Raw genomic sequence first — 14,803 nt, 5'->3', positions numbered from 1 at the left:
TGGTGCCGTGCCTAGCGTCGGAGCCATGGACGCCATCAGCCGCAGAACACTCCTCGGCGCCGGCCTCGGTGCCGGTGCCATCATCGCCCTTCCGGGCGCTGCTTCCGCCAACGTCTCGACCGCTCAGGATTCCGGTCTCCGTACTGATCCGTTCACCCTCGGCGTCGCCTCGGGTGAGCCCTCACCCGACGGATTCGTCCTCTGGACGCGCCTCGCCGTCGACCCGCTCGCCGAGAACGGGCTGGGCGGCATGCCCACGCGTCCCGTCGTGGTGGCATGGGAGGTCGCGGAGGACGCCCGCATGGCGAGGATCGTCGCGCGCGGTGTGCGTAGGACGACCATCGACGAGGCGCATTCGGTGCACGTGGAGGTGTCGGGCCTGAGGCCCGGACGCGAGTACTTCTACCGGTTCCGCGCCGGCCGCCACCTCAGCATGACCGGCAGGACGCTCACGAGCCCCGCGCCGCGCGAGACACCCGCAGCCCTGGCGATGGCCTTCGCCAGTTGCGCCCAGTACGAGCACGGTTACTTCACGGGCTACCGGCGCCTCGCCGAGGACCACCCCGACCTCGTCCTGCACCTGGGCGATTACCTGTACGAGTACCGCAAGGACAGCTACGTCATCGACGGAGGGAATCCGCGCGACCATGCGGGGCCGGAGACGGTCAGCCTCGAGGGCTACCGGCAGCGTCACGCCCAGTACAAGTCCGACCCCGACCTGCAGGCGGCGCACGCGATCGCTCCCTGGCTCGTGGTGTGGGACGACCACGAGGTGGACAACAACTGGGCCGATGACGTCCCCGAGAACATGAACGCCGCGGAACAGAACGACACGCTGGAGCGCTTCCGCCTGCGGCGTGCAGCAGCCTTCAAGGCCTACTACGAGAACATGCCGCTGCGCGCCTCGTCCGTGCCGACGGGCCCGGACATGAAGATCTACCGCACCCTGCAGTGGGGACAGCTCGCCAACTTCCACATGATGGACACACGTCAATACCGCGACGACCAGCTTGCCGGCGACGGCTGGAAGAAGAACGTGGCGGAGCGGCTCGCGGAGAACCGCACCATCACGGGAGACGAGCAGGAGAAGTGGCTGCTCGACGGGTTCAGGAGTTCAACGCAACAGTGGGACATCCTCGGGCAGCAGGTCTTCTTCGCCGAGCGGGACCGCGACCGGGCCCCCGAGGTCGATGACGTGTCCATGGATGGCTGGGACGGGTACGCGGCATCGCGACGCAGGATCACCCAGGGCTGGGTGGACGCCAACGTGCGCAACGCCGTCGTCCTCACGGGTGACGTGCACAGGAACTGGGCGAACGACGTGAAGGTGGACTACAAGGATCCCCAGTCACCGACCGTCGGGACCGAGCTCGTCTGCACGTCCATCACCTCCACGGGCAACGGCAACGGCGCGACGAGCGATCCGGTGCAGGCATGGAATCCGCACCTGAAGTTCTACAACGACCAGCGCGGCTACGTGAACACCCGCATCACCAAGGAGTCGATGGCGGTCGATTTCCGGGTTCTCGACTACGTGACGACGCCGGGATCGCCGGTCGGCACGAAGGCGTCCTTCCGCATCGACGACGGCGTGCCCGGGCTGCAGCCGGCCGGGTGAGCCCCAGGCCCGGACCGGACATTCCGGCACCGCTCGTCCGCGTCAGCTGAGGCCGAACGGAAAGAGGCGCCACCCCGACAGGGGTGGCGCCTCGAGCCATCTCGGCTCGACGACTAGAAGGTCACCGAGTCCGATGCAGCGCGATACTGCTCCCGGATGACCGGTCGATGATCGACAGCGCGATCCTCGACCGTGTCCACCCGCCACTCCGGCCTCGAACCCGTCAGCGTCCACGCCGCCTGCACGGCCGCCCCGCGGGCCACGTACTCGCCCGGTGCGGGAATGCGCACAGGCAGGTCGAACACCTGCGCGGCAACCTCCTGGACGGCCTTGTTCTGCGCCGCCCCACCGATCAGCAGCAGGTGGCGCGGCGCCACGCCCGTCGCGCGCACGGCGTCCAGGGCATCGGCGAGTCCACACAGCATGCCCTCGATCGCAGCCCGGGCGATGTTCTCCCGAGTGCTCGAGGCGATGCTCAGGTTGTGAAAGCTCGCCTTCGCCGTCGGGAGATTGGGTGTGCGCTCGCCCTCGAAATAGGGCAGCAGGACGAGGCCGCCGGCACCCGGATCCGCAGCCTGCGCCAGGGCGGCGAAGCCGTCATGGTCGACGCCGAGGATCCCCGATACGGAGGACAGCACCCGCGCTGCGTTGAGGGTTGCGACCAGGGGCAGGAACAGCCCGCTGGCGTCGGCGAACCCTGCCACCGCGCCCGACGCATCCGCCACCGCATCCGCAGCGACCGCGAAGACCGTACCGCTGGTGCCGAGGGATACGACGACGTCGCCCTCCTCAGCGCCCAGCCCCAGCGCAGCACCCGCATTGTCGCCCGCGCCTGGTGCGAGGACGACCCGCCGGTCTGCCGAAGCGAGGTACGAGGAATGCACGGTGCCGGCGGAGGCGTCCGCCTGCAGGACGCGGGGGAGAACCACCGCGTCCTTGCCCTTGTCCTTGTGCGCGTCGCCCTGCGCCTCACGCGCAGGGCGTCCGAGGATCCGCTCGAACAGCTCGAGGTCGTAGCCATCCGTCGCAGGATTCCAGTAGCCGGTACCACTCGCATCCGAGCGGTCGGTGACCAGTTCCTCCAGCACAGGGCCGAGCGGTGATTCGCCCTCGGGGCCGAAGCCCCTCAGCCGCCAGGTCAGCCAGTCGTGGGGGAGCGCGACGGCGGCGATCGCCGCCGCGATCCCGGGTTCGGCATCGCGCACCCACCGCACCTTGGTGCCGGTGAACGACGCCACGGGAACAAGACCGGTGCGAGCGACGAGTTCATCGGCACCTAACTCGCCGATGAGGTCCCGCGCAGCGTCCGCTGACCGGGTGTCGTTCCACAGCAGCGCGTCGCGGAGGACCCTGCCGTCGGAGCCCAGCAGCACCATTCCGTGCTGCTGTCCCGCGATGGAGAGGGCGTCGACGTCATCCCCTAGTCCGTCGGCGCCGTCCAGTGCGGACAGCAGGGCCTGCCACCACGCCGCGGGGTCCACCTCCGTGCCCTCCGGGTGGAGGGCACGGCCGCTGCGGACCGCGGCGCCGGACAGGGTGTCGACGACGACGACCTTGCAGCTCTGCGTCGACGAATCGACGCCGGCAACGAGGGCCATGGGTCAGCGGGCTCCGAGCAGGTGCTCGATGAAGAGCTGCTGGAGCTTCACGAAACCGAAGCCCTTGCCGTTGAAGTAGGCGTCGGTGTCGAACTCCTCGTAGGAGGCGCGGTCGGCCCGCAGGGCCTCGTAGCCTTCGCCCTCGTTGAGGGTCGGCTCATTGATCTCGGACACGCGTGATGCGGCGAGTGCGGCCTGGACCTCGGGGTCGGCGCGGAACGCTGCAGCGCGTTCCTTGAGCAGGAGGTAGGTCTGCATGTTCGCTGCAGCCGAGTGCCAGACTCCGTCCATGTCCTCGGTGCGGCTCGGCTTGTAGTCGAAGTGGCGCGGGCCGTCGTAGGACGGGCCACCGGCGGGGCCGCCGTTCTCGAGCAGGTCCACGAGCGAGAACGCGTTCTGCAGGTCGCCGTGTCCGAAGACGAGGTCCTGGTCGAACTTGATGCTGCGCTGGCCGTTGAGGTCGATGTGGAACAGCTTGCCCTGGTACAGGGCCTGTGCGATGCCGTGCGTGAAGTTCAGCCCGGCCATCTGCTCGTGGCCGGTCTCGGGGTTGATGCCCACGAGCTCGGGACGCTCCAGCGTCTCGATGAAGGCCATCGCGTGCCCGAGGGTGGGCAGCAGGATGTCGCCGCGTGGTTCGTTGGGCTTGGGTTCGATCGCGAAGCGGATGTCGTAGCCCTTGTCGGTGACGTAGTCGCCGAGCAGGTTGACCGCCTCGCGGTAACGCTCCAGCGCGCCGCGGATGTCCTTGGCGGCGTCGTACTCGCTGCCTTCACGGCCGCCCCACATGACGAACGTCTTGGCGCCGAGCTCTGCCGCGAGGTCGATGTTGTCGAGGACCTTGCGGAGGGCGAAGCGGCGGACGCCGCGGTCGTTGCTCGTGAAGCCGCCGTCCTTGAAGACCGGGTGGCTGAAGAGGTTCGTCGTGACCATGGGAACGATCAGTCCGGTCGATGCCAGGGCGCCCTTGAGCCGGTCGATCTGCGCCTGGCGCTCGGTGGCGCTCGAGCCGAAGGGGAAGAGGTCGTCGTCGTGGAAGGTGATCCCGTAGGCACCGAGGTCGCTGAGGCGGTTGACCGCTTCGACGACGTCGAGCGGCGCTCGGGTTGCGGAACCGAACTGGTCTTGGGCTTCCCAGCCCACCGTCCAGAGGCCGAAGGAGAATTTGTCGTCGCGGGTGGGCTCGATCGCCATTGAGTGCTCCAGGGGTGTGTGACCAATATGTTGTCCTAATAAACATATTGGGTTTGCGCCCGAAGTCAAGCGGAAGTTGCCGGAAGCCGTATCAGCCGGCCGCCCGCACGCTCGCTCGGGTGACGAGGCGGGTGGACACTTCGATCCGGGGGCTCTCGACGGCCTCGCCCTTGATCAGGCGTACGAGCGTCCGGGCTGCGAGCGTGCCCATCTCGGACAGGGGCTGCCGGACGGTCGTCAGCGGGGGAGACGCCCAGCCGGCTTCCGGCAGGTCGTCGAATCCGATCACGCTCAGGTCGTCCGGGATGCGTAGTCCCTGCTGCCGTGCCGCCTCGTAGACGCCGAGCGCCATCTGGTCACTTGCGGCGAAGATCGCGCTCGGACGGTCGCGGAGCGCGAGCAGTTCCGTTCCGGCGGAGAATCCCGACTCGTAGTCGAAATCGCCGCTGATGACGAGTGCCGGATCGAAGGGGATGCCCGCGGCGTCGAGCCCTGCCCGGTAGCCGTCGAGGCGGGCACGGCTGCACCACAGCCCCGGACGGCCGGCCACGAAGCCGATCCGCCGATGGTTCTGCTGGATGAGGTGCTCGGTCGCCGTGACCGCTCCTGTCCAGTTGGTGGCGCCGATCGTGGGCACCTCGAGGTCCGGAACTCCGGCGGGATCCACCACGACCACGGGCAGGTGGAGGCGCTGCAGTTCCGCGTGGAGGAACGAATCCAGGTCGGTGGTCACGAGGATGGCGCCATCACTCGTCCGGGCTCCCAGGATGTCGAGCCACTTCCGCGTCGAGTCGGCGCTGCCGCGCCGGTGGATGGCTGACACGACGACGGACAGGCCGTCAGCGTTCAACGCCTCCTCGACGCCCCGGATGATCTCGACGGCCCAGGGGCTGTCGAGATCGTTGAACACGAGGTCGACCAGGCGTGACGGCGCCTGAGTCGCTCCACGACGGCGGTAGCCGTACTCACGAAGCAGGTTCTCGATGCGTTCGCGCGTCGCGGGGGCGACATCGGAGCGACCGTTGAGCACGCGGGACACCGTGGGGACGGATACTCCGGCCGCCGAGGCGATGGCCGAGATCGTCACGGCTTGCTGGGTGTTCTCCTGCACGAATCCTCCTCGGGCACCCGAAGACGCTGGTGTACACCCCGGGGACATATTTCTGCCGCGCCCTTGACCTCACCTGCGCGGTGTTCCTAACCTACAGCAACGGTATTTCCGGAAACTTCCGGAAACGTTCCGATCAAAGTATCGGACTGCCGCACCTCAGGTACCTCAAAGGAGAGCTCATGAAGGTTTACAAATCCATTGCCGCGGCAGTACTCGCTTCGGCAATGCTTCTTCCCACCGTTCCCGCCCTCGCGGCACAGGACCAGAGATCTCAGGCACCCGGCATCCAGAAGAAGGACACCCTCCGGTGGGTCGCGCCGCAGGATCTCAAGATCGGAACGGCCGTTGCCGGCGGCGGCCACCACGAGACCCAGGGCTATCCCGCTCCGTTCCCGAATGACAAGGAATACCTGCGGCACCTCGCCGCGGAGTTCAACTCGGTGTCGCCCGAGAACCAGCTCAAGTGGGAGTTCGTGCACCCGGCCCGCGACACCTACCGTTTCGCCGAGATGGACGCGATCGTCCAGTTCGCACAGGACAACAAGCAGGTGGTTCGCGGGCACACCCTGTTCTGGCACAGCCAGAATCCCGCATGGCTCGAGCAGGGCAACTACTCGAAGGATGAACTGCGGGCGATCCTCAAGGATCACATCCAGACCGTCGTGGGTCGGTACGCGGGCAAGATCCAGCAATGGGACGTAGCCAACGAGATCTTCGACGACAACGGAAAGCTGCGCACGACCGACAACATCTGGATCCGGGAACTCGGGCCCGAGATCATCGGTGACGCGTTCCGCTGGGCACATGAAGCCGACCCGCAGGCGAAACTGTTCTTCAACGACTACAACGTGGAGAGCCTGAACGCGAAGAGCGATGCCTACGTTGACCTCATCCCGAAGCTGCAGGCCCAGGGTGTTCCCGTAGACGGCTTCGCCGTCCAAGGGCACCTCAGCACCCAGTACGGGTTCCCTGCGGACCTCCAGGCCAACCTCCAGCGCTTCGACGACCTGGGGCTCGAGACGGCCATCACCGAGATCGACGTGCGCATGAGAGTGCCCGCGGGCACCCAGCCGACGGCAGCCCAGCTCGCTGAGCAGGCCTCGTACTACCAGCGTGCCCTCCAGGCGTGCGTGAACGTGGACGAGTGCAACTCCTTCACGATCTGGGGATTCACCGACAAGTACTCCTGGGTCCCGGTCTTCTTCGCGAATGAAGGTGAAGCAACGGTCATGTGGAACGACTTCACCCGCAAGCCGGCCTACTACGCGCTGCAGGACACCCTGGAGCAGGCATCCCCAGGCCGCGGTAACCGCTAGGAACGTGTAGCACCTCCCCCCACAATAAGCACGGCGGCCCGTCCCCATCCCGGGGGCGGGCCGCAACGACAGGAGAATCATGAGACAACGACGTCTGATTGCGGGCGCCACGGCGTTCGGTTTGATGACCGGCGCCGGCGCGCTCGCGCTGCCGGCTGCCTCCGCCGACGAACCGGCGGTGCTGCTGACGGAAGATTTCGAGGATGGCGACTTCAGCCCGCTGAGCCAGAACGGTGGGTCCGCGCTGTCGATCGTCGATGCGGACGGCGACAAGGCCCTGCTGGTGCAGGGCAGGGCGAACGACTACGACGGCTTCAAGACGCCGGCCAACCTCCTGCAGGCGGGAGGCAGTTACACGTTCTCCGCGCAGGTCAAGCTCTCGGCGGCAGCAGGCACGACGACGTCGGCCCGGTTCGTCGTGGAGCCCGCCTACACGTGGGTCGGCAACACCTCCGTCTCGGCGGATGCGTGGACGACTGTGACGGGAACCTTCAATGCCCCTGCCGGTGCCAGCCCTGCCGCGCTGCGGGCCTACCTCGGGACAGGAAACCTGAGTGCGCCCTATGACTACTTCGTGGATGACGTCGTGATCAGCGGGACGGGTGCACCTGCTGACGGCGGCGCCTGGCAGCCCACCCCCGATCCGGCCTTCGTTCCCGGCGGTGCGACCAATCCGACGACAACACCCCTCGCAGCCGCTCGCGGCACGGGCAATGTCGCAGCCCTGACGTTCGACGACGGCCCGAACCCGGGTGAGACCACAGCCCTCCTCGACTTCCTGAAGGACAAGGGCATCACCGCGACGTTCTGCGTCATCGGACAGAATGTGACGGCACCGGGCGGCACCGAGTTGCTGCGCCGCATCGTCGCCGAGGGGCATACTCTCTGCAACCACGGCACGTCCTACGCGGACATGGGCTCCTGGACGCAGGCGCAGGTCGAGGCCGACCTCAAGGAGAACCTCCGGATCATCCGGGCAGCCGCAGGTGATTCAGCGCTGCAGGTGCCATACTTCCGGGCGCCGAACGGTAGCTGGGGTTCTACCGGCGAGGTGGCTGCGGCCCTCGGCATGCAGCCGCTCGGCCTCGGCAACCTCATCGCGGACTGGGACGGCAACGATCTCAGCGAGGCGACCCTCACAGCCAACCTCCGCAAGGCCTTCAGCCCCGGCGCTGTGGTCCTGGCCCACGACGGCGGCGGCGACCGCTCGAACACCGTCAAGGCCGTGGCCACGGTCGTCACGGAGAAGATCGCGGAGAGCTGGACTTTCACGCTCCCTCAGGGGGGCGTGGCAGACGCGCCCGCCGGTGTCACCTCCGACTTCGAGGCGGGTACCGACGGTTGGACTGCGCGTGGTGACGGCGTACAGATCGCTGCAAGCAGCGACGCCCACTCCGGCACCGGCAGCCTGCTCGTGACCAACCGTACCCAGCCCTGGCACGGCGCCGCCCTCGACGTGACCGCGGGCATGCCTGTCGGTACTGCGGTGGAGATCTCCGTGTGGGCGAAGCTCGCACCGGGTCAGTCGTCGGCGTCGCTCAAGGTCTCCGTGCAGCGGGACAACGGCGGGGGAAGCGCGTACGACGGCGTCGCCGGTGCCGGAGCCTCGGTCACCGCGGACGGCTGGACACAGCTCAGGGGCACCTACACCCTCGGCGCTGCCGCGGACAAGGCGCAGGTGTACGTCGAGGGACCCGTCGGCGTCAGCTTCCTGCTGGATGACTTCAGCCTCGCCGCGATCGTCGAGAAGCCCATCCAGACCGACGTTCCGGGGCTGAAGGACGTCCTCGGCGCCGAGGGGATCGAGCACGTGGGAGTGGCTATCGACGCGCGGGAGACCGTCGGCACGGCCGCGGATCTGGTGCGCAAGCACTTCAACGCGTTCACACCGGAGAATGCCGGCAAGCCGGAAAGCGTGCAGCCTGTCGAGGGACAGTTCGCGTTCACGCAGCTCGACCAGCTGCTGGACTTCGCGGACGCCAACGATATCCAGGTGTACGGACACGTCCTTGCCTGGCACTCGCAGACCCCGGCCTGGTTCTTCAAGGACGGCACGCGGGACCTCACCAACAGTGCGGCAGACCAGGCGCTTCTCAAGGCCCGGATGGAAGCGCACATCAAGGGCATCGCGGACCACATCGACGCGCGCTACCCCAATGGGGACAGCCCCATCTGGGCGTGGGACGTCGTGAACGAGGTCATCGCCGACGGCGATACGGCCAACCCGCACGACATGCGCGACAGCCGCTGGTTCCAGGTCCTCGGCGAGGGATTCGTGGACGAGGCCTTCCGCCTCGCCGACCGCTACTTCCCGGATGCAGCCCTGTTCATCAACGACTACAACACGGAGATGCCGGAGAAGCGCGCCGACTACCTCGAGCTGATCGGAGCACTCAAGGCCCGGAACGTGCCCATCGACGGCGTCGGTCACCAGGCCCACGTCGACGTAGCGCGTCCGGTGCAGTGGCTCGAGGACTCCATCAAGGCCGTCGAGGCACTGGACCCGAAGCTCCTGCAGGCCATCACGGAGCTCGACGTGAACTCGTCCACGGAGAACCAGGGCGCCGATGTCAGCGGCGCTCCGGCGGATCCGTACAGTCCCGCATTCGAGGACGACGCCGACGCAGCTGCGGAGGTCGGCTACTACTACCGCGACCTCTTCGCGATGCTGCGGGAGCACAACGCGTCCGTCGATTCGGTCACCTTCTGGGGCATCAGCAACGCCAGGACGTGGCTCCGCACCTGGCCGATGGCACGTCCCTGGGAGCAGCCGCTGCCCTTCGACGACGAGCTGCAGGTCACCCCGGCCTTCTGGGGGATCGTCGACCCGAGCCGCCTGCCTGCCCGTCCGGCGGACGTGCTGCCGCCGCGGATCGCGGACCAGTCGGACATCCGGGCGGTGTCGAACGGTGCCAGCGGGGTCAAGGTGAACTACGCCCTGCCGTCCGCCATCGACACGCTCGACGGCCCCGTGCAGCTGACCTGCACGCCTGCCTCGGGCACGCGCTTCCCGGTCGGTACAACGACGGTGACGTGCACGGCGACGGACAAGGCGGGCAACACCCGCACCACGTCGTTCGACGTCATCGTGACCCGCAAGCAGGCCGGTAAGCCCTGACGGTCCGGGACTGACCAGCGATCGACACAGAAGCCCCTGCTCCCATCCGGGAGCAGGGGCTTCTGTCGTACGAGTTCGTGAGGTTGCGGCTTCCATCCCGTTCCGGCACCCCGACGAGTGGGAATGCTCGAACATACCCACTCCGAGTCGAGCGGGAGTGGGAGATTCGTCAGGCGTAGGCGCCGACCAGCCGCACTGATCCGCCGTCGACGCCCTTGGCGCCCTGCACGTAGTCCGGTCCGTCCGTGCTCCCGGTACCCGCGGCCTGCACCGTGCCCATGACCCAGGACGGTACGCCGGCGGCATTCAGCTGGGCCAGCGCGGTGTCGGCACCCGCTGCTCCGACGATCGCCACCATGCCCACGCCGAGGTTGAGGGTGCGCTCGAGGTCCGGCAGGGGCACGGTGCCGAGCTGCGAGACGAGGGTGAAGATCGGGGGAAGGCCCCAGGTGGAGCGGTCGACCGTGGCTTCGAGCCCGCGCGGGAGCACACGTGCGAGGTTGGCCGCGAGTCCACCGCCCGTGACGTGGCTGAAGCCATGCACCTGCGCGGCGTCGTTCCGGGCCAGCGCGAGGCAGTCCGCGGCATAGACGCGCGTCGGTTCCAGGAGCTCCTCGCCGAGCGTCCGGCCCAGTTCGGACACCTGCCGGTCGAGCGCCCAGCCGGCCTGGTTGATAACGCGCCGCACCAGGGAGTAGCCATTGGAGTGCAGGCCCGACGACGCCATCGCGATGACGACGTCGCCCTCGCGGATGCGCTCCGGTCCGAGCACCCGGTCAGCCTCGACGACGCCCGTCGCCGCACCGGCGACGTCGTACTCGTGCTCACCCAGCAGACCCGGATGTTCGGCTGTCTCGCCACCCACCAGTGCCGTGCCGGCCGCCGAACACCCGGCAGCGATGCCACGGACGATGTCGGCGATCCGTTCGGGAACCACCTTCCCGCATGCGATGTAGTCCGTCATGAAGAGCGGCTCAGCTCCGACCACCACGATGTCGTCAACGACCATACCCACCAGGTCGAAACCGATGGTGTCGTGGATGTCCATCGCCTGCGCAATCGCCACCTTGGTACCCACGCCGTCGGTCGACGTCGCGAGGAGGGGCCGCGTGTACGTCAGGAGGCGGGAGACGTCGAAGAGACCTGCGAAGCCGCCGACCCCACCGATGACCTGTTCCCCGTGCGTCGCGCGGACGGCATCCTTCATGAGCTCGACGGCGCGGTCGCCCGCTTCGACGTCCACTCCTGCACTGGCATAGGTGATGGGATTGGACATCTGGTCCTCGAGGCTCATACCCGCTCTTTCTTGTCTTCGTCTGTCAGTACGGCTTCGAACTCGGCGTCCGGTCCGGGGTCGCATCCCGTGGCGCCGGATTTGTCGGCCGGGTTGGAGCGCTCCAGCAGGTTCTTGCCGAGGCGGTCGTCGTCGGGCAGTTCGATCGGGTAGCTCCCGGTGAAGCATGCGGTGCACAGGCGCTCGCGCGGTTGCTGGGTCGCGTCGATCATGCCGTCCTCGGAGATGTACGCGAGGCTGTCGGCTCCGATGGACTTGCTGATCTCGTCGATCGCAGCGCCGTTGGCGATGAGTTCGGCGCGGGAGGCGAAGTCGATGCCGTAGAAGCATGGCCAGCGCACGGGCGGCGAGGAGATCTTGACGTGGACCTCGGCTGCCCCGGCTTCACGCAGCATCCTGACGACAGCGCGCTGCGTGTTGCCGCGGACGATCGAATCGTCGACGACGATGATGCGCTTGCCGCGGATGACGGACTCGAGGGCGTTCAGCTTGAGCCGGATGCCGAGCTGGCGCAGGGTCTGGCTGGGCTGGATGAACGTCCGCCCCACGTAGGCGTTCTTGACGAAGCCGTGGGCGAACGGGATACCCGATTGTTCCGCGAACCCGACGGCGGCCGGCGTGCCGGACTCGGGGACGGGAATCACGATGTCCGCCTGCGCCGAGTTCTCGCGGGCCAGCTGGCGGCCCATCTCGACGCGGGACTCGTAGACCGAGCGGCCGGCGATCGCGGCGTCCGGCCGGGCGAGGTACACGTACTCGAAGACGCAGCCGGCGGCGGTCGGAGTGGCGAAGCGGCTGCTGCGCACGCCGTCCTCGTCGATCGCGATGAACTCGCCGGGCTCGATCTCGCGGATGTAGCTCGCGCCGACGGTCGCGAGGGCGGCCTGCTCGGAGGCGACCACCCAGCCGCGCTCGAGGCGGCCGAGGACGAGGGGGCGGACTCCGTAGGCGTCGCGGGCGGCATAGAGGGTTCCTTCGTCCATGAAGACGAAGCAGAAGGCACCGCGGATGCTGGGTAGGAGCTCCATGGCCGTCTCCTCCAGCGAGCGGCCGTCATTGCCGGCGAGGAGTGCGGTGACGAGGGCGGTGTCCGTCGTGTTGCCCTGGGCCAGCTCCCCGGAGCGGGGCTTGCCATGCCGGGCGAGGACCAAGTCGTAGAGCTCGGCGGAGTTGGTCAGGTTGCCGTTGTGCGCCAGGGCGACGGTTCCGGCCGCGGTTGCGCCGAGCGTGGGCTGTGCGTTGGCCCAGTGCGAGGATCCGGTGGTGGAGTAACGGCAGTGACCGACGGCGATGTGCCCGGTCAGGGTGTTGAGTGTCGCCTCGTCGAAGACCTGGGACACGAGGCCCATGTCCTTATAGACGTTGATGCGCCGGCCGTTGCTCGTCGCGATGCCTGCGGACTCCTGGCCGCGGTGCTGCAACGCGTACAGCCCGTAATAGGTGAGCTTGGCCACCTCCTCGCCGGGCGCCCAGACGCCGAAAACACCGCAGGCATCCTGTGGTCCTTTTTCGCCGGGAAGTAGTTCATGGGAGAGTTGTCCGTCGCCGCGCACCATGGGCCCATTCTCTCATGGCGAGCAATGCCGCCTCGCGGGAGGGAGGCCGGCGTCGTGCCGACGCGGGAGCCGGCGCTGGGCCTCAGGCGGCGTCGTCGTCGTACGTGCGTTCCGCCCGGGCCCGCTCCGCCTTCCTCACGCTCCGCCGGTCGAAGATCAGCACGAGCAGCGCTGCGAGCAGCAGGCCCGGGATGGCGAAGGCCACGGTGAAGAAACCGAGAATGGACTCGCGGGTGAGCGTCGGATCGGCGGGGCCGGTATAGGCGACCACGAGTGCTGCGAGGAAACCGAGGATCGCGCCGATCGCCATGAAGGGCACGAACTTGGGCGCTCTCCGGACGGTCACCTCGCGGTAGGCGGGAGCCTCGGTGGTGGGAGCGGCGACGGACGCGGCGGGAGCGGCGCCGGGAGCCTCCGCGGCGGGAGCGGCGTCGACCTCGGGGACCCCCGCCGGCGCCACCCCGCGGTCGGCGGGTGCGGGTTGCCCGTCCGCAGGCACCGCGCCGCGCGTGTCGGGCTGCTCGGGCGTGCTGTTCGGCGAGTGCTGCTCGGAGGTCATGGTTTAAGGCTACCGGGCGTCAGCGTTGCCGCTCGACGAGCTGGTAGCCCGCTTCGCCGAAGATGAGCGTGTAGTCGGTGCCGGCGTACCGCTCCTCGGCGTGGGCCTCGGCGTCGCTTGGCCGGACCGGTCCCCAGCTCCAGTCATCGGCGTCCACGATGAGGTAGTCCGGTACCGGGTTGGCGTTCCCGAGCCAGTACACCCGGGTGTCCGGAACGAGGTAGGCCATCAGCACCACGCCGCTCTCGACGCTGGACCCCTCGGGAATGAGGTCCATCATGCGGTGGGCGGCGTCCCAGCGCTCGGACTGCCGGTACGTCTCCGGCTCGAGGAGCACGCCGAACGTCTGGGTTGGCAGCAGGACGAGGCAGCCGACGACGGCCGCCGGAACGCCCACGACTGCGGTGCTGCGCAGCCAGTCGCGGCGGCTTCTCCGAAGCCCGTGCACGCCGTCCACCAGTGCGAGGAAGAGCACCGGCATCAGGACGGCGCTGTAGTGCCACTCCGGTCCCCAGTACCCCTCCTGGCCCGAGGCGAACCGCCACAGCAGGGTCGGCAGCAGGACCAGGGTGAGTGAGGAGCGGAGGAACAGGAATCCGCCGGCCAGGAGGAGCAGCAGGAGGGTCTGGTGCTTCGCCGTCCCGGATACGAGGTCGACGACGGCACCGACGGGATCCGAGATCATCGCGCCGACGTCGATGCGGTCGGAGTAGTCGTACTGCCCGCCGGCATTCAACGCCGGCAGGATCAGCCGCACGGAGATGATCAGCCACAGTGCACCCCAGACGGCCAGCCAGAGACCGACGGCGGTGCGGAGCCGCCACGCGATGATCAGGCCGAGCGCGATGACGGTGAGCCCGAGGTCCTCCTTGACGAACACGAGCAGCCCGCCCCACAGGACGGCGGGCAGAGCTCGACGCCGGAGGACCGCTTCGAGGCTCAGCGCCAGGATCGGCACGGCGAACGCGATCTCGTGGAACTGCGCGGCAACCGCCGACTGCAGTCCCCAGGACAGGGCATAGGCGGCGCCGACGGCGATCCCGGCCGGCGTGCCGATGAGCCGGATGCCGGCCCGGCTTACCACGGCGACCGACAGGCCGAAGAGGAGGTTCTGCACGATCAGGATGGTCAGGCCGGACGGCGCGACGGCGTACGCCGGTCCCAGCAGCACGAGCAGCGGGTGGAAGTGGTCGCCGAGCAGATTGAAGTCCTCGCCCTTGATGGGCACGATCGGGGTGGCGAGGTCGGCATAGGCCTTGGCGAGTTGCGTGAAGATGCCCAGGTCCCAGGAGGGCGAACTCAACCCGTGCCACTGCGTGACGGAGAAGACGGAGTACAGGACGGCAGCCAGGAGGCCGGTCAGCCAGGCGCCGGGGGGCTGGCGGCGCACGGCCGCGACAGTGGCCGCCCAGCCTGCGGAGACCGTGTTCCTCGTAGGA

General features: G+C 68.2%; 10 protein-coding genes. 3 read left to right on the top strand and 7 right to left on the bottom strand.

Annotated features, from left to right (window positions below; translation table 11 throughout):
- The first annotated feature begins 25 nt into the window (after positions 1-25).
- The gene (locus tag FDK12_RS14015; protein ID WP_137370121.1) at positions 26-1,618 is read left to right on the top strand and encodes an alkaline phosphatase D family protein; all 1,593 of its coding nucleotides are present in this window, start codon (positions 26-28) and stop codon (positions 1,616-1,618) included.
- 113 nt (positions 1,619-1,731) lie between these two features.
- Here the strand turns inward: FDK12_RS14015 and FDK12_RS14010 are convergent, their stop codons facing one another.
- The 3 genes from FDK12_RS14010 to FDK12_RS14000 all read right to left on the bottom strand — a co-directional run bounded on the left by FDK12_RS14010 (position 1,732) and on the right by FDK12_RS14000 (position 5,521).
- Entirely contained in the window at positions 1,732-3,216 is a 1,485-nt protein-coding gene (locus FDK12_RS14010) for a xylulokinase (protein ID WP_137370120.1), read from the bottom strand.
- A 3-nt stretch (positions 3,217-3,219) separates the two neighbouring features.
- A complete protein-coding gene (gene xylA / locus FDK12_RS14005; protein ID WP_137370119.1) occupies positions 3,220-4,410 on the bottom strand; it encodes a xylose isomerase in 1,191 nt (396 codons plus the stop codon).
- A gap of 91 nt (positions 4,411-4,501) precedes the next feature.
- Positions 4,502-5,521 carry a LacI family DNA-binding transcriptional regulator gene (locus tag FDK12_RS14000; RefSeq protein ID WP_223263296.1) on the bottom strand — a complete coding sequence of 340 codons (1,020 nt, stop codon included), beginning with the start codon at positions 5,519-5,521 and terminating at the stop codon, positions 4,502-4,504.
- A 179-nt stretch (positions 5,522-5,700) separates the two neighbouring features.
- On the opposite strand from FDK12_RS14000, the gene FDK12_RS13995 reads away from it, so the two are divergent.
- Together FDK12_RS13995 and FDK12_RS13990 are read left to right on the top strand one after the other, a co-directional pair.
- Positions 5,701-6,837, top strand: a complete 1,137-nt coding sequence (locus FDK12_RS13995) for an endo-1,4-beta-xylanase (RefSeq protein WP_137370117.1) — start codon at positions 5,701-5,703, stop codon at positions 6,835-6,837.
- 79 nt (positions 6,838-6,916) lie between these two features.
- Positions 6,917-9,955, top strand: coding sequence for an endo-1,4-beta-xylanase (locus tag FDK12_RS13990; RefSeq protein ID WP_137370116.1), 3,039 nt, complete (start codon positions 6,917-6,919; stop codon positions 9,953-9,955).
- Positions 9,956-10,124: 169 nt separating this feature from the next.
- Here FDK12_RS13990 and purM read toward each other — a convergent pair whose 3' ends face one another.
- The 4 genes from purM to FDK12_RS13970 all read right to left on the bottom strand — a co-directional run bounded on the left by purM (position 10,125) and on the right by FDK12_RS13970 (position 14,754).
- Complete coding sequence (purM, locus tag FDK12_RS13985) at positions 10,125-11,249, bottom strand: phosphoribosylformylglycinamidine cyclo-ligase (RefSeq protein WP_137370115.1); 1,125 nt, start codon at positions 11,247-11,249, stop codon at positions 10,125-10,127.
- A complete protein-coding gene (purF, locus tag FDK12_RS13980; protein ID WP_137370114.1) occupies positions 11,246-12,805 on the bottom strand; it encodes an amidophosphoribosyltransferase in 1,560 nt (519 codons plus the stop codon). Before purF ends, purM begins: the two co-directional genes overlap by 4 nt.
- 82 nt (positions 12,806-12,887) lie before the next feature.
- Positions 12,888-13,364, bottom strand: a complete 477-nt coding sequence (locus FDK12_RS15275; protein ID WP_223263295.1) for a hypothetical protein — start codon at positions 13,362-13,364, stop codon at positions 12,888-12,890.
- A gap of 19 nt (positions 13,365-13,383) precedes the next feature.
- The gene (locus FDK12_RS13970) at positions 13,384-14,754 is read right to left on the bottom strand and encodes a DUF2079 domain-containing protein (protein WP_189636351.1); all 1,371 of its coding nucleotides are present in this window, start codon (positions 14,752-14,754) and stop codon (positions 13,384-13,386) included.
- Positions 14,755-14,803: the final 49 nt, after the last annotated feature.

Source organism: Arthrobacter sp. NamB2 (assembly GCF_005281365.1).
GTDB lineage: Bacteria > Actinomycetota > Actinomycetes > Actinomycetales > Micrococcaceae > Arthrobacter_D.
The sequence above is the reverse complement of the archived record's forward strand: the minus strand, read 5'-3'. Positions and strand labels throughout refer to the sequence as shown.